The sequence below is a fragment of the Microbacterium mitrae genome (assembly GCF_008017445.1).
Taxonomy (GTDB): domain Bacteria; phylum Actinomycetota; class Actinomycetes; order Actinomycetales; family Microbacteriaceae; genus Microbacterium; species Microbacterium mitrae.
The window spans coordinates 232,357-254,516 of the sequence record NZ_VRSW01000001.1 but is presented as its reverse complement, the minus strand read 5'-3'; the positions used below and the strand labels follow the sequence as shown (position 1 = coordinate 254,516).

General features: G+C 63.0%; 20 protein-coding genes. 11 read left to right on the top strand and 9 right to left on the bottom strand.

Annotated elements, in window-relative coordinates:
• Positions 1–19: 19 nt before the first annotated feature.
• Genes FVP60_RS01175 through tkt form a run of 3 tightly spaced genes read right to left on the bottom strand, consistent with a single transcriptional unit; the run spans position 20 to position 4,847 of the window.
• A complete protein-coding gene (locus tag FVP60_RS01175) occupies positions 20–1,591 on the bottom strand; it encodes a glucose-6-phosphate isomerase (protein ID WP_425463445.1) in 1,572 nt (523 codons plus the stop codon).
• Positions 1,592–1,644: 53 nt separating this feature from the next.
• Entirely contained in the window at positions 1,645–2,754 is a 1,110-nt protein-coding gene (gene tal / locus FVP60_RS01170) for a transaldolase (RefSeq protein ID WP_147824445.1), read from the bottom strand.
• Positions 2,751–4,847, bottom strand: a complete 2,097-nt coding sequence (gene tkt, locus FVP60_RS01165; RefSeq protein ID WP_147824444.1) for a transketolase — start codon at positions 4,845–4,847, stop codon at positions 2,751–2,753. Before tkt ends, tal begins: the two co-directional genes overlap by 4 nt.
• Positions 4,848–5,086: 239 nt before the next feature.
• Between tkt and FVP60_RS01160 the strand changes: the two genes are divergently transcribed.
• A complete protein-coding gene (locus tag FVP60_RS01160) occupies positions 5,087–6,004 on the top strand; it encodes a heme o synthase (RefSeq protein ID WP_147825464.1) in 918 nt (305 codons plus the stop codon).
• 423 nt (positions 6,005–6,427) lie between these two features.
• Here the strand turns inward: FVP60_RS01160 and FVP60_RS01150 are convergent, their stop codons facing one another.
• A complete protein-coding gene (locus FVP60_RS01150; RefSeq protein ID WP_147825463.1) occupies positions 6,428–7,486 on the bottom strand; it encodes a COX15/CtaA family protein in 1,059 nt (352 codons plus the stop codon).
• Between the two features lie 272 nt (positions 7,487–7,758).
• Between FVP60_RS01150 and sufB the strand changes: the two genes are divergently transcribed.
• From sufB to FVP60_RS01115, 7 genes are read left to right on the top strand one after another with little or no spacing between them, the layout of a single operon-like run.
• Positions 7,759–9,177, top strand: coding sequence for a Fe-S cluster assembly protein SufB (gene sufB, locus FVP60_RS01145; protein WP_147824442.1), 1,419 nt, complete (start codon positions 7,759–7,761; stop codon positions 9,175–9,177).
• Positions 9,178–10,362: a Fe-S cluster assembly protein SufD gene (gene sufD, locus FVP60_RS01140; RefSeq protein ID WP_147824441.1), complete on the top strand. Its 1,185-nt coding sequence runs from the start codon at positions 9,178–9,180 to the stop codon at positions 10,360–10,362.
• Positions 10,359–10,685, top strand: a complete 327-nt coding sequence (locus FVP60_RS01135) for a non-heme iron oxygenase ferredoxin subunit (protein ID WP_147824440.1) — start codon at positions 10,359–10,361, stop codon at positions 10,683–10,685. Before sufD ends, FVP60_RS01135 begins: the two co-directional genes overlap by 4 nt.
• Positions 10,685–11,467 (top strand): Fe-S cluster assembly ATPase SufC, encoded by a 783-nt coding sequence (gene sufC, locus FVP60_RS01130; protein ID WP_147824439.1) that lies wholly within the window; start codon positions 10,685–10,687, stop codon positions 11,465–11,467. The genes FVP60_RS01135 and sufC overlap by 1 nt, the downstream gene beginning before the upstream one ends.
• A 9-nt stretch (positions 11,468–11,476) precedes the next feature.
• A complete protein-coding gene (locus tag FVP60_RS01125) occupies positions 11,477–11,803 on the top strand; it encodes a metal-sulfur cluster assembly factor (protein ID WP_147824438.1) in 327 nt (108 codons plus the stop codon).
• 1 nt (position 11,804) lies between these two features.
• Positions 11,805–12,956 (top strand): MalY/PatB family protein, encoded by a 1,152-nt coding sequence (locus FVP60_RS01120; RefSeq protein ID WP_147824437.1) that lies wholly within the window; start codon positions 11,805–11,807, stop codon positions 12,954–12,956.
• Positions 12,953–14,359, top strand: coding sequence for an MFS transporter (locus FVP60_RS01115; RefSeq protein WP_246132414.1), 1,407 nt, complete (start codon positions 12,953–12,955; stop codon positions 14,357–14,359). Before FVP60_RS01120 ends, FVP60_RS01115 begins: the two co-directional genes overlap by 4 nt.
• A gap of 57 nt (positions 14,360–14,416) precedes the next feature.
• On the opposite strand, the gene FVP60_RS01110 is transcribed toward FVP60_RS01115, so the two are convergent.
• The gene (locus FVP60_RS01110) at positions 14,417–15,046 is read right to left on the bottom strand and encodes a biotin transporter BioY (RefSeq protein ID WP_147824436.1); all 630 of its coding nucleotides are present in this window, start codon (positions 15,044–15,046) and stop codon (positions 14,417–14,419) included.
• Positions 15,047–15,159: 113 nt separating this feature from the next.
• Between FVP60_RS01110 and FVP60_RS01105 the strand changes: the two genes are divergently transcribed.
• Positions 15,160–16,758 (top strand): ABC-F family ATP-binding cassette domain-containing protein, encoded by a 1,599-nt coding sequence (locus FVP60_RS01105; RefSeq protein WP_147824435.1) that lies wholly within the window; start codon positions 15,160–15,162, stop codon positions 16,756–16,758.
• 51 nt (positions 16,759–16,809) lie between these two features.
• Here the strand turns inward: FVP60_RS01105 and FVP60_RS01100 are convergent, their stop codons facing one another.
• Together FVP60_RS01100 and FVP60_RS01090 are read right to left on the bottom strand one after the other, a co-directional pair.
• The gene (locus FVP60_RS01100) at positions 16,810–17,619 is read right to left on the bottom strand and encodes an SURF1 family cytochrome oxidase biogenesis protein (RefSeq protein ID WP_147824434.1); all 810 of its coding nucleotides are present in this window, start codon (positions 17,617–17,619) and stop codon (positions 16,810–16,812) included.
• 213 nt (positions 17,620–17,832) lie between these two features.
• On the bottom strand, positions 17,833–18,207 hold the full coding sequence (locus tag FVP60_RS01090; protein WP_147824432.1) for a DUF3099 domain-containing protein: 375 nt from the start codon (positions 18,205–18,207) through the stop codon (positions 17,833–17,835).
• Between the two features lie 88 nt (positions 18,208–18,295).
• Here FVP60_RS01090 and FVP60_RS01085 point away from each other — a divergent pair, with 88 nt between their 5' ends.
• Positions 18,296–19,006: a beta-ketoacyl-ACP reductase gene (locus tag FVP60_RS01085; RefSeq protein ID WP_147824431.1), complete on the top strand. Its 711-nt coding sequence runs from the start codon at positions 18,296–18,298 to the stop codon at positions 19,004–19,006.
• Here the strand turns inward: FVP60_RS01085 and serB are convergent.
• Together serB and FVP60_RS01075 are read right to left on the bottom strand one after the other, a co-directional pair.
• The gene (gene serB, locus FVP60_RS01080) at positions 19,003–19,626 is read right to left on the bottom strand and encodes a phosphoserine phosphatase SerB (RefSeq protein WP_147824430.1); all 624 of its coding nucleotides are present in this window, start codon (positions 19,624–19,626) and stop codon (positions 19,003–19,005) included. The genes FVP60_RS01085 and serB overlap by 4 nt on opposite strands.
• 40 nt (positions 19,627–19,666) lie before the next feature.
• Positions 19,667–20,911 carry a glucose-1-phosphate adenylyltransferase gene (locus tag FVP60_RS01075; protein WP_147824429.1) on the bottom strand — a complete coding sequence of 415 codons (1,245 nt, stop codon included), beginning with the start codon at positions 20,909–20,911 and terminating at the stop codon, positions 19,667–19,669.
• Between the two features lie 46 nt (positions 20,912–20,957).
• Here FVP60_RS01075 and glgA point away from each other — a divergent pair, with 46 nt between their 5' ends.
• Positions 20,958–22,154: a glycogen synthase gene (glgA, locus tag FVP60_RS01070; protein ID WP_147824428.1), complete on the top strand. Its 1,197-nt coding sequence runs from the start codon at positions 20,958–20,960 to the stop codon at positions 22,152–22,154.
• The last annotated feature ends 6 nt before the right edge of the window (positions 22,155–22,160 follow it).

The following is a 22,160-nucleotide window of genomic DNA, read 5'->3' as shown; positions in this document are numbered from 1 at the left end:
AGTGCTCCAGTCAGCAGAATCAGTCGTCGACGGCCTGAAACAGGTCAAGAACGTCGTCGCCGGAGTCGCGCAGCGTCACCGAAACGACGGGACGGCCGTGTTCGGCAAGCACCGCAGCATCGCCCGCGGCCTGCGCCTGGATCAACTGCCCAAAGGTAAACGGACGCTCGGGAATTTCCACGTCGACATCGCTGGCCTCCAGAATCTGAAGGAAAACGCCCTGGGCCGGGCCCCCCTTGTGATACTGGCCGGTGGAGTGCAGAAAGCGCGGGCCCCAACCGAACGTGACCGGGCGGTGGGTGTCGGCGGCAATCATGTCGCGCAATCCCTCGAGCTGCGGAAATTCGAGCCGGTTCACATAGGCCTGGATCGAGACGTAACCGTCTTCCGGGAGCGCTGCATACAGCGCGTCAAGCGTGCCCTTGAGCGTGCCGCTCGCGGTGAGCGCCGCCTCCGTCGCGCGAACCTCAACGCCGTCTTCGACGAACGCCGCGGGAGCTTGTTCCGGGCGCGCATCGAGAAGCGAGCGTGCCGCAACCTTGGCGGACTCCACGTCGGGCTGATCGAAAGGGTTGATGCCGAGCAGTCGTCCGGCGATCACGGTGGCGTACTCCCACAGCACCATTTGAGCGCCGAGCGAGCCCGAAACGAGAATCTCGCCCTTGTGGCGCTCGAACAGGCGCAGGTGCTCGGCGTCTTCAACCAGACGTACCACCTGCACATCGTGCGGCGTTTCGTCGACCTCGGGCGAGAGCGACGTGAGCACGACGGGCAGAATGCCGGTGCCTTCCTTGCCGGTCGATTCGGCAATGAGCTGCTCGATCCAGTCGGGAAGGCCAACGATGGGCGTGCCGTCCGGAACAAGCGCGAGCTTGTCTTTGCGGGTTCCGTTGAGGGAGCCGCCGATAGCCGCGCCGAGGCGAAGGGCCGGGTTGTCGTGCGAATCGATCGACACCTCAAGAAGCGCCGAATCTGCCTCACGCAGCAACGTTTCGATGTCGGCACCGGCAAGGCCGGACGGAACCAGGCCAAAGGCGGTGAGCGCTGAGTAGCGGCCGCCAACATTGGGGTCGGCGTTAAACACCACGTAGCCCGCTTCGCGCGCCGACACATCGAGCGGCGAGCCGGGGTCGGTGACCACAATGATGCGTTCAGCTGGGTCGATGCCCAGGTCGCGGAAGGCAACCTCGAACGCCCGACGCTGGGAATCGGTCTCAACGGTCGATCCAGACTTGGACGAGACGACCAGCGCCGTCTGCTCGAGCGTGCCATTCTCGTCACCGTCGAGTGCGGCGAGAACCTGCCCGGGAGCCGTCGAGTCCAAGATGACCAGCGGCACGCCGGCGGTGCGGGTGATCACCTCGGGAGCGAGAGAAGAGCCACCCATACCGGCAAGCACAATGCGGGTGATACCGGCGGCGGTGAGCTGCTCGCGGAGCGCGTTGATGGCAGGAACGAGGGGAGCCGAAACGCTGACCGCCTCAACCCAGCCGAGACGAATCGATGCCTCAGAGACCGACTTTTCGCCCCACAGCTCGGGATCTTGCGCCGTGATGCCTGAGGCGACCATGTCGGCAATGAGAGCGGGCAGTTCGGCTCCGGCAACCTCAGCCGGGTACCCGGTGAGGTGAACTTCTGTGGCGCTCACTTGGCTGCCTCCAGCGCAACGTGAACGGTTTCTTTCAGTTCTTGCCACGAGGCGATGAACTTCTCCACGCCTTCATCTTCAAGGAGCTGCGTGACGTCGGCGAAGTCGACGCCAACGCCAGCAAGCTCGGCCATCAGCGCGTGCGCGTCGGCGTAGTTGGTGGTGATGGTGTCGCCGGTGATGACGCCGTGGTCAAACGTAGCCTCGAGCGTCTTTTCCGGCATCGTGTTGACGGTGCCAGCGGCCACCAATTCGGTGACGTACAGCGTGTCGGGCAGCGACGGGTCTTTGACACCCGTTGATGCCCACAGCGGACGCTGCGCGTTCGCACCGGCGGCGAGGAGCTCCTGCACCTCGGGGGCGGCGAAACGCTGCTCGAACAGCTCGTATGCGAGGCGCGCGTTCGCGAGACCTGCCTTGCTCTTCAATGCCAGCGCTTCGGTGGTTCCGATGGCGACGAGACGCTTGTCGACCTCGGTGTCAACGCGCGAAACGAAGAACGACGCGACGGAGTGGATCTTTGACAGATCGTGGCCCGCTTCGCGCGCGGCCTGCAGACCGGCGAGGTACGCGTCGATGACCTCGTTGTAGCGCTCGAGGCTGAAGATCAGGGTGACGTTGACGCTGATGCCAGCGGCAATCGTCGCGGTGATCGCGGGCAAACCAGCCTTGGTGGCCGGAATCTTGATGAGCGCGTTCTCGCGACCCACCAGCTGCCACAGCAAACCAGCCTGCGCGATGGTTGCGTCGGTGTCGTGTGCGAGATCGGGGGAGACTTCGATCGAGACACGGCCGTCAACGCCGTTGGTGGCGTCGTAGACCCCACGGAAGATGTCGGCGGCGGCACGGACATCGTCGGTGGTTGCCGCGATGATGGCGTCATCAACCGAGGCGCCGCTGGCGGCGAGCTCGTGCAGCTGGCCGGCGTAGTCTTCGCCGCCATTAGCGATCGCGCCCGCGAAGATCGTCGGGTTGGTGGTCACGCCTGAAACGGTGCGGCTCTCAATGAGGTCAGCGAGGTTTCCGCTCACAATGCGCGCGCGAGAAAGATCGTCAAGCCAAATGCTTACGCCCGCGGCTGCGAGCTCCTGGGTGGGAGTGCTCATGCGTTTTCCTTCACAGTTTCGCGTGCGGCTGCAACGACAGCGTCTGCCGTGATGCCGAACTTCTCAAAGAGGGTCTTGTAGTCGGCGCTGGCACCGAAGTGTTCCAGCGATACCGAACGTCCCGTGCTGCCGACGATCGCGTTCCATGGCATCGCGATGCCGGCTTCGACCGAAACGCGTGCCTTGATAGCGGCGGGCAGCACCTGCTCGCGGTACTCAGCTGATTGTTCCGCGAACCATTCCAGCGAAGGAGCGGAGACCACGCGTGCGTTGATGCCTTCTGCGGCGAGGGTTTCACGAGCAGAAACGGCGAGCTGCACTTCGGAACCAGTGCCGATGAGAATGACATCGGGGGTACCGCCGGGGGCTTCGGCGAGGATGTACGCGCCGCGGGTGGCCAGCGTTGCCGACGCAAAAGTGTCGTCGTGGGCCTCGCCGTCACCGCGAGCAAAGGTCGGAACGTTCTGACGCGTGAGGGCAAGGCCGGTGGGGCTGCCGTCGCGACGCAGAGTTTCTAGCCACACCACGGCGGTTTCGTTGGCGTCGGCAGGGCGCACCACGGAGAGGTTCGGGATCGCACGCAACGACGCGAGCTGCTCTACCGGCTGGTGCGTTGGTCCGTCTTCGCCAAGCGCAATCGAGTCGTGCGTCCACACGTAGATCGCGGCGACGTGCATGAGGGCGGCAAGGCGAACCGCGGGGCGCATGTAGTCGCTGAAGATCAGGAACGTGCCACCGAACGGGCGGGTCGGTCCGTGCAGGCGGATGCCGTTAAGGATCGCGCCCATCGCGTGCTCGCGAATACCGAAGTGCAGCACACGACCGTAGGGGTCTCCGGCCCATTCGTGCGTGGACCACGCCTCGGGTACGAACGACTTCGCGCCCTTGATCGTGGTGAGGTTCGACTCTGCGAGGTCGGCGGAACCACCCCACAGCTCGGGAAGCTCGGCGGCAAGAGCATTGAGAACGATGCCGGACGCTGCGCGCGTTGACACGTCTTTGCCTGCTTCAAACACCGGCAGGGTGGCGTCGATGTTTGCGGGCAGATCTCCGGCCTCGAGGCGGTCAAGCAGTTGCTTGCGCTCCGGGTTGGCGTTTGCCCAGGCGTCGAAGCTCTCCTGCCACACGGCGCGGGCATCGTTGGAGCGCTCCTGCAGTTGACGGGTGTGGGCAAGCACATCATCGGCAACAACGAACGTCTGTTCCGGGTCGAAACCGAGAACCTTCTTCGTTGCCGCAAGCTCGTCGGCGCCGAGAGCGGAACCGTGAATCTTGCCGGAGTTCTGCTTGCCGGGGGAGGGCCAGCCGATGATCGTCTTCAGAATGATCAGCGTCGGCTTGGCGGTTTCAGCCTTGGCCGCCTCGATCGCGGCGTTCAGCTCGGCAACGTCTTCGATGTACTGGCCGGTCTTCTTCCAGTCAACCGTCAGCACCTGCCAGCCGTACGATTCGTAGCGCTGAGCGACGTTCTCGGTGAACGCAATGTTGGTGTCGTCTTCGATCGAGATCTGGTTGGAGTCGTAGATCGCGATGAGGTTGCCCAGCTGCTGGTGGCCGGCAAGCGATGAAGCCTCGCTGGTGACGCCCTCCTGCAGGTCGCCATCACCGGCGATGACGTAGACGAAGTGGTCAAACGGGCTGGTGCCCGCCGCAGCTTCAGGGTCAAACAAGCCGCGCTCGTAGCGGGACGCGTAAGCGAAGCCGACCGCAGAGGCGAGCCCCTGACCCAGCGGGCCCGTCGTGATCTCCACACCCTTGGTGTGACCATATTCGGGGTGACCGGGAGTGAGTGAACCCCACGTGCGCAACGCCTTGAGGTCATCGAGCTCCAGCCCGAATCCGCCCAGGTACAGCTGAACGTACTGCGTCAACGACGAGTGGCCCACAGACAGAATGAAACGGTCGCGACCCAGCCAATCGGTGTCAGACGGGTCGTGGCGCAGCACGCGCTGATAGAGGAGGTACGCGGCGGGAGCCAGGCTCATTGCCGTGCCGGGGTGACCGTTACCAACCTTCTCCACCGCATCCGCCGCGAGCACACGAGCCGTGTCAACAGCGCGCTTATCGATCTCTTCCCAACGCAGTTCCGACACCCGGACCGCCCTCCCGAAAGTAGAGGCGCTCAAGCCAAACGCCTTCCTACGACTGGGTAACAAAGCTGGTCTTCGCTGAGCGCGTGTATGTCATTTCAGCATAGCGATAAGCGGTGGCGCACGGCGTTGATTGTGCGTTTCTGACAAGCCCGGGCGGGTCTGTGCATCGGGGTAGACTAGTGGGGTGTGTGCTTTCTGTCGCGCACGCGAATCTCTACCGTCCTAAGGGGGCGATCCACCTGACTGCGACGTCTGCCGCACCGGCGAACGCGAAGCTAAGCATCGGCAAGAAGATCCGAGCTTATGTTGAGTTGACGAAGCCGCGCGTTATGGAGCTGTTGCTCGTGACGACAGTTCCGGTGATGTTCCTGGCGCAGGGCGGCGTGCCCAACGGTTGGCTGATGATCGCAACCGTCATCGGCGGTGCGCTCAGTGCTGGTTCCGCAGCCGCCTTCAACATGTACATTGACCGCGATATGGACGCGCAAATGCAGCGCACCGAGAAGCGGCCAATCGTGACGGGGGAGGTCTCGCCCCGTGGCGCTCTCATCTTCGCGTGGGTGCTTGCCGTCGTCTCGACAGTCTGGCTGCTGGTCACCACCAACTGGTTGGCTGCCACGCTTTCGGTGGTGGCGATCTTCTTCTACGTCGTCATTTACACGCTGATCCTCAAGCGCCGCACCGAGCAGAACATCATCTGGGGCGGCATCGCCGGCTGCTTCCCGGTTCTCATCGGGTGGACGGCCGTCACCGGTTCGCTCTCGTGGGCGCCGTTCATTCTTTTCGTGGTTGTCTTCCTGTGGACGCCGCCGCACTACTGGCCGCTGTCGATGAAATACAAGGAGGACTACGGCTCGGTCCATGTTCCGATGCTGGGCGCGACGCGTCCGACCCACCAAGTTGGCCTGCAGATCATCCTCTACGCATGGGCGACGATCGCCTGTTCCCTCCTGCTGATTCCGGTCGCAGGTATGGGCGTCGTGTACACCGTGTCGGCGATCGTCTTCGGTGGCTGGTTCCTGTATGAATCGCACCGCCTGTACAACCAGGCCGTCAAGGGTGGCACAGCCGCGCCGATGCGCGTTTTCCACGCATCCATCACTTACCTGACGCTGTTGTTCGTCGCCATCGGAATCGATCCGCTCCTCGCGTTCTGACCCAACAGGTTCCAACGGCCGCTCACCTCGCGTGGGCGGCCGTTTCTGTGCATCGCGGGGCTGTTTCCTACGAGGTGGCGTGTGTCGTGCGCGGTTCAGACTGTGTTCCGCACCCCCGGACTGTGTTCCCCCCCGACTGTGTTCTGCACGATCCGAACTCTGTTGTGCACGATCCAGACCCTGTTCTGCACGACCAACGACGCCAAATGCCGCGACACGCCGAGGATTCACGTCGAATCGCGTGTTCGGTCGTGCATAACACGGTGGCACTCGTGCATAACAGGGAGGCGCACCGGGTTGGGCAATGGGGCGCGCGGAACCAGGCGGGCGGAACCGGGCGGGGCGGAACCGTGCGGGGCGGAACAGGGCGGGGCGGAACCGGGCGGGGCGGAACCAGACGCGCGGAACCGCGGGGCACGAAGGCTAGCCGTGGGCTGGCTCGGCGGCGGTTTGCTTGAGCTTCAACGCGACGACCGTGTAGGTCGCGGCGGCCAGGGCCGCAAGCACCATGTGGATGCCGACCAGCAGCGCAGGCAACCCTTCACGGGCTTGCCACACGCCCACCAGCACCTGCACGGCAATTGCTGCCAGCAACACCAGCGTCCAGTTGCGTACCGCCAGGCGCTGAATCCAGGCCGAGGCCACCATCACAACGACGAGCCCGGCGAGAATGTACCCGGGCCACGAGTGCACGTGAGCGAGGAACGACGCGTCAAAGCCGTCACGAATCACATTCGCATCGCCCGAGTGCGGTCCGGAACCGGTGGTCAGCACGCCGAAGACGATCGTCAGTGCGAGGGCAAGGCCGGTGACGTGCGTGAGAATCGCAAACCACACCGGAACCACGCGCACGCGGGTGCCGGATGGCTCGCGCATGCGCACCAGGTAGGCAGCGGTCACGCATACCAGGGCAAGCGATGCCGCATAGTGAAATCCGACGATGAACGGGTTGAGGCCGGTGAGCACCGTGATTCCGCCGACGAACGCCTGAGCGATCACACCGATCAACACGATCCACGCGAGCGTGGGGAGATCCTTTCGACCCGAAATGCTTCGCAGTGACGAAACTGCGCCGACCAAGGCGACGAGCAACAGCCCCGCGGAGAAGAACGGAAAGGCCGGAATGTTCATCGCCGACGCGGTTGCGTAGGCAACGACGCCCGTGCCGATACCGCCGAGCGCAAACCACAGCGTTGAGACGACGGCGCGCCGTCCGCCGACAATGTGCAGCGTGAACAGCAACACCACAATCGCGAGAATGCCGACAACGCCCGTGATGGTGCGGTTGCCAAACTCGATCACGCCGTGAATGCCCTGTTCGGGTGTCGGCACGAGAGAGTCCGGCGTGCACAGCGGCCACTCCGAGCACCCCAGTCCAGAACCGGTGAGGCGAACGGCGCCACCGGTTCCGATGATGAACACTTCGAAGATGAACGACAGCCACGCAAAGACACGCACGGGAGTGCTGATCGTTGTGGGCATGCGAAGGAACGAGCGGTCTCGTCCTCCGGGGTGAACAGCCGCCGTCTCTGGGGTGACGATGTCAGTCATGAGGCCTCCGGTTCCGCCCAAACGGGTCGGCGGAACCTGTAGAATCGAAGGGTTGCAAGATCGCGAAAAGCGCGGTTCTTGCTTTCAAGTGTAGGCGTCTTGCAGACGCCGCAAAGAAAGGCCCGACGGCAACTCCCACGCAGACACGGGGGAGTGTGACCGGAGCGGATGACACCGCTAGGCCATGAGGAGAGTGTGACGCCATGTCTGATGTGCTCATTGACCGTCCCGAGCTCGAAGGGCTGGGGGTGTACGAGTTCGGATGGCACGACCCTGATGCGGCTGGCGCAAGCGCGACCCGCGGTATCAACGAGAACGTTGTTCGAGACATCTCGGCGCTGAAAGCAGAACCCGAGTGGATGCTGAAGACCCGCCTCAAGGGTTTTCAGCTGTTCGGCCGCAAGCCCATGCCGACGTGGGGTGCTGACCTCTCCGGTATCGACTTCGACAACATCAAGTACTTCGTGCGTTCGACCGAGAAGCAGGCCCAGTCGTGGGAAGACCTGCCCGAAGACATTCGCAACACCTACGAGCGTCTTGGCATCCCCGAGGCTGAGCGCCAGCGCCTGGTCGCCGGTGTGGCAGCCCAGTACGAGTCTGAGGTGGTTTACCACCAGATTCGTGAAGACCTCGAGGCGCAGGGTGTCATCTTCATGGACACCGACACGGCTCTGCGCGAGCACCCCGAATTCTTTGAAGAGTACTTCGGAACCGTGATTCCGGCTGGCGACAACAAGTTCGCCGCGCTGAACACGGCCGTGTGGTCGGGTGGCTCGTTCGTGTACGTGCCCAAGGGTGTTCACGTTGAGATTCCGCTGCAGGCCTACTTCCGCATCAACACGGAGAACATGGGCCAGTTCGAGCGCACGCTCATCATCGCCGACGAAGACAGCTACGTGCACTACATCGAGGGCTGCACCGCGCCGATCTACAAGTCAGACTCGCTGCACTCTGCCGTTGTCGAGATCATCGTGAAGAAGAACGCTCGCGTGCGTTACACGACGATCCAGAACTGGTCGAACAACGTCTACAACCTGGTCACTAAGCGTGCGATTGCGCACGAGGGCGCGACCATGGAGTGGGTCGATGGCAACATCGGCTCCAAGGTGACGATGAAGTACCCGTCGATCTTCCTCACGGGTGAGCACGCCAAGGGTGAGACGCTTTCGGTTGCGTTTGCCGGCCCCGGTCAGCACCAGGACGCTGGCGCCAAGATGATCCACATGGCTCCGTACACGCAGTCATCGATCACCTCAAAGTCGATCGCCCGCGGTGGCGGTCGCGCGGGTTACCGCGGCGAAGTTCGTATCGACGCCAACGCACACCACTCGTCTAACTCGGTCGTCTGTGACGCTCTGCTGGTCGACACCCAGTCGCGATCTGACACGTACCCCGCCATCGACATTCGCGTTGACGATGTGATTCTTGGCCACGAGGCAACCGTGTCGAAGGTCAGCGAAGAGCAGCTGTTCTACATCATGAGCCGCGGCGTCGAAGAGACCGAAGCCATGGCCATGATTGTGCGCGGCTTCATCGAGCCGATCGCACGTGAGCTGCCCATGGAGTACGCACTCGAACTGAACAAGCTCATCGAGATGGGCATGGAAGGATCGGTCGGCTAAATGTCAACCGCAACCGAAACCGCCACGCTGGCATCAAACATCCTCACGCACGACAACTCGGTGGTTCCGATTCAGACTCGTTCTGAGCGCCCGACGTCGTTCGAGCCCACCGACTTCGCTAACCCCACCGGTCACGAGGTCAACTTCAAGCATTCACCGGTGAACCGCCTTCAGCCGTTGCTGAACGTCGATGCTGTTGCCTCAGATGCCGTGAGCCACACGGTGACGCCGGCAACCTTTGCCGTCGCCTCGGCAGGCCACGACGCCGCCGTACGCGGTGAGTTCTTCCGCCCGGAAGATCGCATGAGCGCTCTGGCATGGCGTAACAGCGCCGACGCCGTTCACGTTCGCATTCCCGCGAACGAGGAGGTCGCCGAGCCGATCACCATTGCTATCGATGGTTCCGGCATCGCCGACGCGGCCTTCGCGCACATCGTCATTGAGGCGATGCCGAACGCCCGAGCCACCGTGATTCTTGACCACAAGGGCGCAGCCACCTACGCGCAGAACGTCGAGATCATCGCTCGCGATGGTTCCGATCTGCGCGTGATCTCGGTGCAGCGTTGGAGTGAAGACACCGTGCACGCGGCGGCTCACCAGGCGCGCGTCGACAAGGACGCAACGCTCACCCACTTGGTCGCCAGCCTCTCCGGTGGCGTCGTGCGCGTCAACCCGTCGGTTCAGCTCGACGGTGCTGGCGCCGAGGGCAAGCTCTACGGCGTTTCGTTCGCCGACCCGGGCGAGCACCTGGAGAGCCAGGTGTATATGTTCCACAAGGGTGCGCACACCACGGGCGACGTGCTGTACAAGAGCGCCCTGCAGGGCGATACCGCACGCACGGTCTGGATTGGCGACGTGCTCATCGGTGCCGACGCCGTCGGAACCGATTCGTACGAAGCAAACCGCAACCTGGTGCTCACCACGGGTGCTCGCGCCGACTCGATCCCGAACCTGGAGATCCAGACGGGTGACATTCAGGGCGCTGGACACGCATCGGCTACCGGTCGTTTCGACGACGAGCAGCTGTTCTACCTGCAGGCTCGCGGCATTTCAGAAGAAGAGGCGCGACGCCTGGTCGTTGTCGGCTTCCTCGGCGAAATCGTGCAGAAGATCGGCGTGCCTGCGCTTGAAGAAGAACTCTTCGACGCGATTCAGGTCGAACTCAGCGATGGCGTCTCGGCATGACCGCGACCCGAGCATGCTCGGTTAGTGAACTCGAGCAAGACGCCGCGCTGCGCGTCGTCATCGACGATGTTGCTATCTGTGTGGTGAAAGACGGCGACGGCGTAATCCACGCCATCGGCGACACCTGCACCCACGGCGACATTTCGCTTGCTGACGGCTTTGTTGAAGGTGACACGGTCGAATGCTGGGCTCATGGTTCCGCATTCTCGCTGCTCACCGGCAAGCCCCAGACCCTCCCAGCTTTCGAGCCCGTTCCGGTTTACATCGTCGAAATCGACGGTGACGACGTGCTCATTGACCCCTCCGTAACGAAGGAAATTTAATGTCTGTCCTCGAGATCCGCGACCTGCACGTAACGGTCGAGACCGATGAAGGAACCACGCCCATCCTCAACGGCGTAAACCTCACCATCCGCACGGGTGAGACCCACGCCATCATGGGACCCAACGGCTCGGGCAAGTCGACGCTCGCCTACACGATCGCCGGCCACCCCAAGTACACCGTCACGGGCGGAACCATCACCTTCGATGGTGAGGACGTATTGGAGATGTCGGTTGACGAGCGCGCCCGCGCTGGCGTCTTCCTGGCGATGCAGTACCCGGTTGAAATTCCGGGTGTGACGGTGACGAACTTCCTGCGTACCGCTAAGACCGCAATCGACGGAGAAGCGCCCGCGCTTCGCACCTGGACGAAAGACGTCAAGGAGTCGATGAAGGCTCTGAAGATGGACAACAAGTTCGCCGCGCGCAACGTGAACGAAGGCTTCTCCGGTGGCGAGAAGAAGCGTCACGAGATTCTTCAGCTTGAGCTGCTGAAGCCGAAGATGGCCGTGCTTGATGAGACCGACTCCGGCCTCGACGTTGACGCACTGAAGATTGTCTCTGAGGGCGTTAACCGCGCCAAGGCTGCCACCGACCTCGGTGTGCTGCTGATCACGCACTACACGCGCATTCTCCGCTACATCAAGCCCGACTTCGTTCACGTGATGGTCAAGGGTCAGATCGTTGAAGAGGGTGGCCCTGAGCTGGCTGACCGCCTGGAGAACGAGGGCTACGAGGGTTACTTCCCCGCAGAAGCCCCGACCGATGCTCCCGTCGAGGCGTAGGATCACAGCATGACTGCACTGGCTCCCGAGAAGTACGACGAGGTGACCGAAGCGCTCAAGGACGTCATGGACCCTGAGCTCAACGTCAACGTCGTCGACCTCGGCCTGATTTACGATCTCAGCTGGGATGACGAGAACGACGCTCTCGTGATTCACATGACGCTGACGAGCGCCGGGTGCCCATTGACTGACGTGCTCGAAGCCCAAACGGGTGAGGCCCTCGATGGTGTCGTTGAGCAATACCGCATCAACTGGGTATGGATGCCGCCGTGGGGTCCGGAGCGGATCACCGACGACGGACGCGACATGATGCGTGCGCTGGGCTTCGCAATCTGACATGGCCGCATCGCCACTGATTGCGCTTCCCATCGAGCAGCTTCGCCGCCGCTCCAGCACGAAGTGGCGCACGTACGCCGACGATGTTCTGCCACTGTTTGTGGCCGAGTCTGACTTTGAGCTAGCACCCGCCATTACGCGGGTGCTAGCTCAGGCAGTGGCGAGCGGCGACACGGGCTACACACCGCCGCGTCACGCCTATCAAGAGACGTTCGCGGCGTTTCACGAACGCCGCTTTGGTGTTGCTGTTGACCCCGCGCGGGTTCGCACCACCGGCGATGTCGTGATGGGGCTTGTCGAAATCTTGCGCGGCGTTATTGAGCCGGGTGATGGCGTGGTGATCACGCCCCCGGTGTATCCGCCGTTTTTTGACACCGTGACCGAAGCGGGCGGAACCGTGAGCGCGGTTCCGCTGTTGGCATCGGCTACGGGGTGGAGCCTTGATCTCGATGGCATCGAGGCGGCGTTCCGCCAGGGTGCGCGCGCCATGCTGCTGTGTAACCCCCACAACCCGACCGGAACCGTGCACTCCCGTGAGACGCTCGCCGCGCTGGCGAGCCTCGCGGCACAGTACGGTGCCTGGATCGTGAGCGATGAAATCCACGCACCCCTGGTTCGCCCCGGGGTCACCTACACGCCGTTTCTGTCAGCGTCGGACGAGGCTGCCGCACGCGGATTCACGGTGACGAGCGCCAGCAAGGCGTACAACCTCGCCGGGCTCAAGACCGCCGCGATGGTGACGGCGGCAGCGGAACCCGCGAAAATTCTGTCGGCGCTGCCGATGGAGGTCGAGTGGCGCACCGGACTCTTCGGGGTGTTGGCGGGCATTGCCGCGTATTCAGAGGAGTCCGACGCGTGGCTGGACTCCCTGCTCGTAGCCCTGGAGCAGAACCGACAGATCGTCGCCGACGGCGTCAGCACGATTTCGGGAGCTGCGCACCTGGTTCCGGATGCCGGGTATCTTGCCTGGATCAACATGGCAGATGCGGGAATCGACCGTGACCCTTCGCGCTACCTGTTGCACCGCGCGAAGGTCGCCTTGAACTCCGGGCCGACGTTTGGAGCTGAAGGCGAAGGCTATGTGCGTATGAATTTTGCGACCTCGCCGGAGATTCTGCGCGAGGCTTTTACGCGCATCGCAGCCGCGCTGTGAGCGCGCCGCAGAGCCTGTGGAGTGAGAACTACCGCTGGGTATCGCTGGGCGCCGTAGCGCTCGTCTTTCTCGCCGCGATTCAGTCGCTGGCCGTCACCACCGTGATGCCGGTGGTGAGCGCTGACCTCGACGGTGAGGCACTGTATGCCGTCGCGTTTGCCGGCACGCTGGCTACCAGCGTGATCGGCATGGTGGTGACCGGGCTGTGGAGCGACCGCTCGGGGCCGGTGGTGCCGCTCTACGCCGCCGTCGGCCTGTTTGCGGCAGGACTGCTCATTGCCGGGTTCGCGGGCACGATGGAGCTTCTCGTGCTGGGGCGTCTGATCCAGGGGCTGGGAATCGGCGGTCAAACCGTTGCCCTCTATGTGGTGGTCGCGCGCGTGTATCCTGCGGATCTGCACGGCCGTGTGTTCGCGCTCTTCTCCGCAGCGTGGGTGGTTCCGAGCCTCATCGGACCGTTCCTCGCGGGCGCCGTCGCCGAGTATCTGCACTGGCGATGGGTCTTTCTTGGTGTGGCCGTACTGACGGTGATCGCCTTCATCTTGGTGGCATCGCGTTTGCGCGGCGTTGACCTGAGCGGCACCGAGCAGCAAGAGCCGAGCCGGCGTGTGTTGGGGCGTGTAGCGCTTGCGATTGTGGTCGCGGCGTTGGCTGTCACGCTGAGTCTCACGGGGCGCGTGAGCAAAGACTTTGGCGCGACGACGGGTTGGCTTGTTGCCGCGGCGACGCTGGTGGCATTGGCCATTGCGGTGCGGCCACTGTTGCCACGCGGCGCGCTGGTGGCTCGGCGTGGCCTTCCATCTGTCATCGTGATGCGCGGTCTCATCGCCGGAACCCTCTTCGGGGCCGAGGTGTATGTTCCGCTGCTTCTTACATCTGAGTACGGCTTCGGGCCGACAATGGCGGGCCTTGCGTTGACGGTCGCTGCCATCGCGTGGGCGGTCGCTGCCGAAATGCAGGGTCGTTACGGCGACCGACTCGGCAATGAACGAATCGCGATGATCGGACTGTCGCTGTTGGCGTTCGCCACGATCGTGGGCGCGACAACGGCCCTGTTGCACTTGCCTGCGGCAGTGCTCATCACGGCGTGGGCGTTTGCGGGTGGCGGTGTTGGTCTGATGTATCCGAGGCTCACCGTGCTGACGCTCGCTTACTCGACCAAGGAGAACCAGGGCTTCAACTCTGCGGCGCTGTCGATCTCCGATTCGCTGGGGTCCTCCGCCGCGATCGCGCTGATGGGACTCATCTTCATTTCGCTGGGATCGGCCCAGCTCGCCTTCGGCATGGTGTTTGTGGCCGCCACTGCACTTGCCGCGCTCGCCCTGGTTCCGGGGCTTCGCCTCACGCAAGTGCCGGAGCAGCCGGCGGCGCCCCGTACGGTCGTCGTGTCAGACGGAACCTAAGCCGCCTCACACGAATGGCCATCTCGTATAGAGATGGCCATTCGCGCTTATTGAGCCCTAGTCGCGGTCGCGGTCGAGGGCCGCAACACCCCGCCACGCGAGCGGAATTACGGCGGCGGCAATCGCTGCCTTGATGAGCCCGCCGACGATGAACGGCGTGACTCCGGCGGCGAAGATCTGCGCAACCGAGAGTTCGGCACCCATCACCGTATTGAGGATGAACGCCATGTACGGAACGCCGATCAAGAACGGAACAATGCTTGCCGCGACGAAGGCGGCGAACGCGATCAGGGGGCGCCGATCCCATGCGCGCTGCGCAGCGTAACCCGCCACCATGGCTGCGGGAATGAAGCCGACGATAAAGCCGAAGCTGGGGGAGGCCACCGCGGCGATGCTGCCCGAGAATCCGGCAAACACCGGAAGGCCAGCAAGACCCGCGAGCAGGTACGTCAATAGCGCCATCCCGCCGCGGCGCACACCGAGAGAGGCGCCCACGAGAACCACGGCGAGGGTCTGACCCGTAATGGGCACAGGCCATAGCGGAATCTCCGCTTGTGCCAGCAGCGCGACAACGGCCGCGCCGGCGACGACGAGCGCCGCATCAAGCGCGAACGCGCGAGCGCGGCTCGATGGGCGAGGAAGTGCGCCCGCGAGGGGACCGCGGGGTGAAACGGTGAGTGTGCTCACAGATATTCTCCAGTCACAGATAAATGGTCAGAGGGGGAGTCACCGCGAACTAGACTGGGGGGCTGGGCGCGAAGCCCAGTTATCCCCTTCGTCAAAAGAATCGAGAGTTCGCTGTGCTTGCCGTACAAGGTCTGGAGATTCGCGTCGGAGCACGCCTGCTCATGGAGAACGTGACCTTCCGCGTTGGCCCGGGCGACAAGATTGGTCTTGTTGGGCGTAACGGCGCAGGCAAGACGACTCTGACAAAGGTGCTCGCGGGCGATCTCATTCCGTCTGATGGTTCCGTCACCCGCTCAGGTGAACTGGGTTATCTGCCCCAAGACCCGCGCACCGGCGACCCGGAGATGCTGGCACGCACGCGCATTCTCGATGCCCGCGGCCTCGGCTCGCTCCAGGTCAGCATGGCGGAACACACCGCCAAAATGGCGTCGGATGACCCGGCCGTGGCGGAGCGCGCTATGCGTAAGTATGCCAACGTCATGGAGCGGTTCGAGGCGCTCGGCGGCTACGCCGCGGAGGCAGAGGCGGCGTCGATTGCGCACAACCTCTCGCTTCCTGACCGCATTCTCGATCAGCCGTTGAAGACGCTCTCGGGCGGTCAGCGTCGTCGTATTGAACTCGCGCGCATTCTGTTCAGCGACGCCGAGACCATGATTCTTGACGAGCCCACCAACCACCTCGACGCCGACTCGGTGGTGTGGCTTCGCGAATTCTTGAAGACCTACCGTGGCGGTCTCATTGTGATCAGCCACGATGTTGACCTGGTCGGCGAAACGGTCAACCGGGTGTTCTACCTCGACGCCAACCGGCAGACGATCGACCTCTACAACATGAACTGGAAGAACTACCTCCGCCAGCGTGTTGCCGATGAGGATCGACGCAAGAAGGAACGCGCGAACGCCGAGAAAAAGGCAACCCAGCTGCAGATGCAAGCCGCGCGATTTGGCGCCAAGGCGTCGAAGGCTGCGGCAGCTCACCAGATGGTGGCGCGGGCGGAGAAGCTGCTGCAGGGGCTCGATGAGGTTCGTCAGGTTGACCGCGTCGCGAAGCTGCGCTTTCCCAAGCCCGCGCCGTGTGGCAAGACGCCGCTCATGGCGCAGGGCCTGTCGAAGTCGTATGGGTCGCTGGAGATCTTCACCGATGTCGATCTGGCAATCGACCGCGGCTCACGCGTCGTGATTCTGGGCCTTAACGGTGCCGGAAAGACCACGATGCTGCGCATCCTCGCGGGCGTCGATAAGCCAGACACCGGATCATTGGAACCAGGGCACGGGTTGAAGATCGGGTACTACGCGCAGGAGCACGAGAACCTCGATGTCAACCGTTCGGTACTGGAGAACATGATGTCGGCTGCCCCCGACATCAACGAGACCGAGGCGCGAAAGGTGCTGGGCTCGTTCCTGTTCACCGGCGACGATGTGCTAAAGCCTGCCGGGGTTCTCTCCGGCGGCGAGAAGACGCGTCTGTCGCTCGCAACGCTTGTGGTCTCCAGCGCAAACATGCTGTTGCTTGATGAGCCGACGAACAACCTGGACCCGGCTTCGCGCGAAGAGATTTTGGGCGCCCTCGCGCACTATGAGGGTGCCGTGGTGCTGGTTTCGCACGATGAGGGCGCGGTCGCCGCGCTCAACCCGGAGCGCGTGCTTATTCTGCCCGACGGTGTCGAAGACATCTGGAGCAAGGAATACCAAGACCTCATCGCCCTGGCATAACACCCGCGCGATGGTGATAGGCGGTTCCGGTGTGGGGCCGCCTATTGTCGTTTACGCATCAAGCAGCGCGTCTTCTTGCTCGGCGTCGGCGTCGCGTCGGCGCTTGACCTTGACCGCGGGGCCGCCGGCGTCTTCACGCCGCTGTGCCCGCTCGGTGCGGATGATGTAAATGATGAAGATGAAACCCATGATCGCGAAAAGGATCCACTGGATCGCATAGGAAAGGTGTGGCCCTGGGTCTTCGGTGGGCGGGTCAACCTTGTGCGGCACGTCGGCGACCGCGGGATTTTCACTCACCATGAGGCCGTACACCGTGGTGATGGTGTTTTCACCCGTGATCTCCGCGATCGCAGGCAGGTTGATGGTCGGAACCTGCCCCTCGGGAGCCCCGCGACCCGAGCGCGGCACCATTTCGGTCGGACGAAGCCGCACCACGACGGTCACGGACTCTTCGCTTGGTGGTTCCGGAATATAGTCGGGCAGCGGCCCCTCACCCGGCGCCACCCAGCCACGGTTCACGATGATGATGCGCCCGTCGGTGAGCTCAAACGGAACGAGCACCTCAAAGGCGCTGCTGCCGCCGTGCGGGCGATTGCGGGCCAGTAGCTGCTCACCGACGAGGTAGTGCCCTTCGAGGGTGACAGGCAGCCATTCGGTCTGTGGATCAAAGACGTCGCTGTCGGCGACGGCCTCATCGAACGGTACCGGCTCACGCTCATAGTTCTGCTCGACGATGGCGATCTCTTCGTTGCGACCCTCGCTGCGGTCAAACTGCCAGTTGGCGAGAAAACCGCACACGATGGCGAAAACAATGGCAACGCCAACGTAGATCGTCCATCGAATGAACGGGTTCTTACTCATCTACGGGTCCTTTGGCGTCGTGCGGCGCGGTCGAAACAGGAAAGTTTCGAGCTCGAAGAAATTCTTCGAGATAGGCGGCGTGATCGTCGCACGCGAGCCAGGTCTTGGTGCGGCCGTCGCGATGGATGCGGGGGTTGCTCCACTCCAAGCGTACGGTGGCTTTCTGGTTGCATCCGGCACGCGAACACGAGTCGGCCGGGGGAGTGAAGCCGATCATGCCGCTCCAGGCTTCTCGGCCGTTCCGCCTGCGGGCGGCGGAGTCTCGCGGATCATGATGACGGGCGGAACCTCCGGCTGCGCCGGGACGGCAGGCGCGGCTTGCGTTAGTTGACGGTCGGGCGATTCAATTCCTGCCACGTCTTCGGGTGCCGGAGTGTTCGCGAAGACGACGGCAATGTACGGGAGAAACGCCGCACCGATGGCGAAAATCCACGTCCACCAGCCGAGCGGCTGTACCGCAAACACCAGGATGACGCACGCCGTGCGGATCGACATCGTGATGACGTATTGGCGCACTCGGCCATCGGCTTCGGTGCGCGGCGCGACCGGAAGCGAAGTCGCTGACGGAGTGTTGGTGCGTTTCTTCACGGTGTCTCCAGGATACGCGTGATTGCCGTGCTGAACGGCGCTCGACCAGTAGGCTGATGACGTTGTTTCCCTATTCGGAGGATGAATAATGTCCGCGTCTCGCGTTGTCTTGGTCACTGGAGGAAACCGCGGTATCGGCCGCGCGATTGCGGAGCGTTTTGTTCGCGACGGCTACCGAGTCGCCGTCACCGCCCGCTCGGGCGAAGGGCCCATGGGCACGCTTACCGTTCGTGCCGATGTCACCGACTCGGCCGCGCTTGACGCCGCGTTTACCGAGGTCGAGGCGCAGCTGGGGCCGGTGGAGATCGTGGTTGCGAACGCCGGAATCACCCGTGACATGCTCCTGCTTCGCATGTCGGAAGAAGATTTCGACACCGTTGTCGACACCAACTTGGGCGGAACCTTCCGCGTCGTCAAGCGCGCATCGAAGGGCATGTTGAAGGCGAAGTTTGGTCGCGTGATTCTGATCTCGTCGGTTGTCGGCCTCTACGGTGGCGCCGGCCAGATCAACTATTCGTCGTCAAAGGCAGCGCTGGTCGGTTTTGCCCGCTCACTGACGCGTGAATTGGGTTCACGCGGAATTACTGCCAACGTCGTGGCTCCCGGGTTCATCGAGACCGATATGACGGCGGAGCTGCCCGAAGACACGCAGAAGGAATACAAGAAGAGCATTCCTGCCGGTCGCTTCGCGTCCCCCGATGAGGTCGCGGGCGTTGTGACATGGCTCGCGTCTGACGACGCTGCCTACATTTCAGGCGCCGTGATTCCGGTCGACGGCGGCCTGGGTATGGGGCACTAGGGAATTAGCGGCAGGATCTCGCGCAGGTCGACGCGGCCGATCACGAGGTTCGCCTTCTCGCGCACCGTTGGTTTGGCGTTGAAGGCGAGCCCCAGATCGGCCGCGCTCATCATCTCGAGATCGTTGGCTCCATCGCCGACGGCAAACGTTGCCGTCGCTTCGTATTCGCCAGCCCAGGTCTGAAGCCACCCAGCCTTTGCCGCCGCGTCGACAATTGCGCCGTCAACCTCGCCGGTGAGCACGCCGTTTGCGACGACGAGCCGGTTCGCTCGCCAGACATCGACGCCAAGGTCGGGAGCGACGACGTCAAGAATTTCGTGGAATCCGCCGGATACCACGCCGACAATTCCGCCGCGCTGGTGCACCGTGGCAATCATTTCGCGTACGCCAGCGGTCGGAACGATTCGCGCGAGTGCGCGTTCGAAAGCGGCAACGTCAACACCGGCAAGAGCGGCAACGCGGGTGCGTAGGCTCGTCGCAAAATCGATCTCGCCACGCATCGCGGCTTCGGTCGCGGCAGCCACCTCGGCTCCGCGCCCGGCCTCATCGGCGAGAAGCTCAATGACTTCGTTCTGGATGAGCGTGGAATCGGCGTCAAGCACAACAAGAGAGCGGGGCACGGTGCGAGCCTACTCGCCACGTGCCCCGCTCTGAGAATCGTTACGCCTCGACGATGGTTCCCTTGCCGACGACCGTGATTCCGGATTCGGTCACCGTGAATCCACGAGCAAGGTCACGTTCGCGGTCAATGCCGACAGTCGCACCGTCGAGCAGTCGCACGTTCTTGTCGAGAATGCTGCGCTCGACGCGGGCGTTCTCGCCAACTTGCACGTTGTCGAACAGCACCGAGTTGCGAATAAGCGATCCGCCGGCTGAGAGGGTCCATGGCCCGACCACGCTGTGTTCGAGATGCGTTCCGCTCAATACCGATCCCAACGAAACGATGGAGTCAAACGCATTGCCAACCCGGCCGATGCCATCGCGCACGAACTTCGCGGGCGGCGAGTTGACCGCTTGCGAGTAGATCGGCCACTCCATGTTGTAGAGGTTGAAGATCGGCAGCGTCGAAATGAGGTCCATGTGGGCGTCGTAGAACGAGTCGATGGTACCCACGTCGCGCCAATACCAGCGGTCACGTGGCGTTGAGCCCGGAACCTCGTTGCGCACCATGTCGTAGACACCGGCTTCGGCGCGGTCAACGAAGTAGGGGACGATATCGCCACCCATGTCGTGGTTGGAGGTCGGGAATTCACCATCGGCCTCGACGGCCTCAATCAGGGCGTCGGTGTTGAAGATGTAGTTACCCATCGACGCGAGAATCTCGTGCGAAGCATCCGGCAGCCCAACGACCTCTTCGGGCTTTTCCAAGAACTCGCGAATCATCGTGGGGTGTTCGGGGTCAACGTCGATCACGCCGAACTGGTTGGCCATGCCGATGGGCTGGCGGATGCCAGCCACGGTGGCACGCGCGCCAGACTCGATGTGCGCATCAAGCATCTGCTGAAAGTCCATGCGGTACACGTGATCGGCGCCGATCACGACGACGTAATCGGGCTTCTCGTCGTTGATGAGGTTCATGCTCTGCAAAATGGCGTCGGCTGAACCCATGTACCACCGCTTGCCCAGGCGCTGCTGCGCCGGAACCGATGCGACATAGGAGTTGAGCAACGCGGACATTCGCCAGGTCTGGGAGATATGGCGATCGAGACTATGGGACTTGTACTGCGTGAGGACAACGATCTGCCGCAAGCCTGAATTAATCAGGTTTGAGATCGCGAAGTCGATGAGCCGGTACTGCCCTGCAAAGGGCACCGCGGGCTTAGCGCGGTCGGCAGTCAAGGGCATCAATCGCTTTCCTTCGCCGCCGGCGAGGACAATTCCCAGAATCTTTGGTGCAGCTGGCATGTGACCAATCTAGGGGGAGAGGCCCACATGTACTAGCGTTCGTTTCATGCGCGTCGACATTGTCACGAAAGAATACCCACCGGCCATCTACGGAGGGGCCGGCGTTCACGTTGCTGAACTGGTGCGTTCGCTCCGAAATACCGGCACAGGCGTGCGGGTTCGTGCGTTTGGCGAGCCGCGTCAAGAAGACGGAACCACGGGGTACGCGGTTCCGGCCGATCTCGCCGACGCGAACCCTGCGATTCAGACTCTGGGAGTCGATCTAGCCATGGTCACAGACATGGCGGGCACCGACGTTGTGCATTCGCACACGTGGTATGCCAACTTCGCCGGGCATATCGCGTCTCTGTTGCACGGTGTACCGCACGTGGTGACCGCGCACAGCCTCGAGCCGATGCGGCCATGGAAGGCGGAGCAGCTCGGTGGCGGATATGCGGTGTCGAGCTACATCGAAAAGACCGCGTACGAACACGCGGCTGCCGTCATCGCTGTCAGCGGCGGAATGCGCGAAGACATCTTGCGCAGCTACCCAACGCTTAACCCTGAGAAGGTGCACGTCATCTACAACGGCATCGACGTCGAGCAATGGCACCCGGTTGACGATGCTTCGGTGCTGGAGCGGTTTGGTATCGACCCGGCCCGCCGTTCCGTCGTCTTCGTTGGGCGTATCACCCGGCAGAAGGGGCTGCCGTACCTGCTGCGCGCGGTCGCGTTGCTGCCCGACGACGTTCAGATCGTGCTGTGCGCTGGCGCTCCCGACACGCCGGAAATCATGCAGGAGGTTCGGGGCCTTGTCGCAGATCTCCGCGCCACCCGCGACGGCGTGGTGTGGATTGAAGAAATGTTGCCGCGCCGCGAGCTGTCGGCGATTCTCACCTCCGCAACAACCTTCGTTTGCCCCTCCATTTACGAGCCGCTCGGCATCGTGAACCTGGAGGCTATGGCCTGCGGCGCCGCTGTTGTTGGCACCGCGACCGGAGGAATTCCCGAGGTTGTTGTCGACGGCGTTACCGGGCGCCTGGTTCCGATTGAGCAGGCAACAGACGGAACCGGTACCCCGTTGCAGCCGGATGTTTTCGTCGCAGACCTCGCGCGGGTGCTGGCCGAAGTGCTCGCGGATGAAGAGCAGGCGCGAGTGTACGGCGAGGCCGGGCGAAAGCGTGCGACCGAAGACTTCAGTTGGGAGCAGATTGCCGCGCAAACACGCGCGTTGTACGAGAAGGTCGCCGCGGCTAGCCGGTAGGCTAAA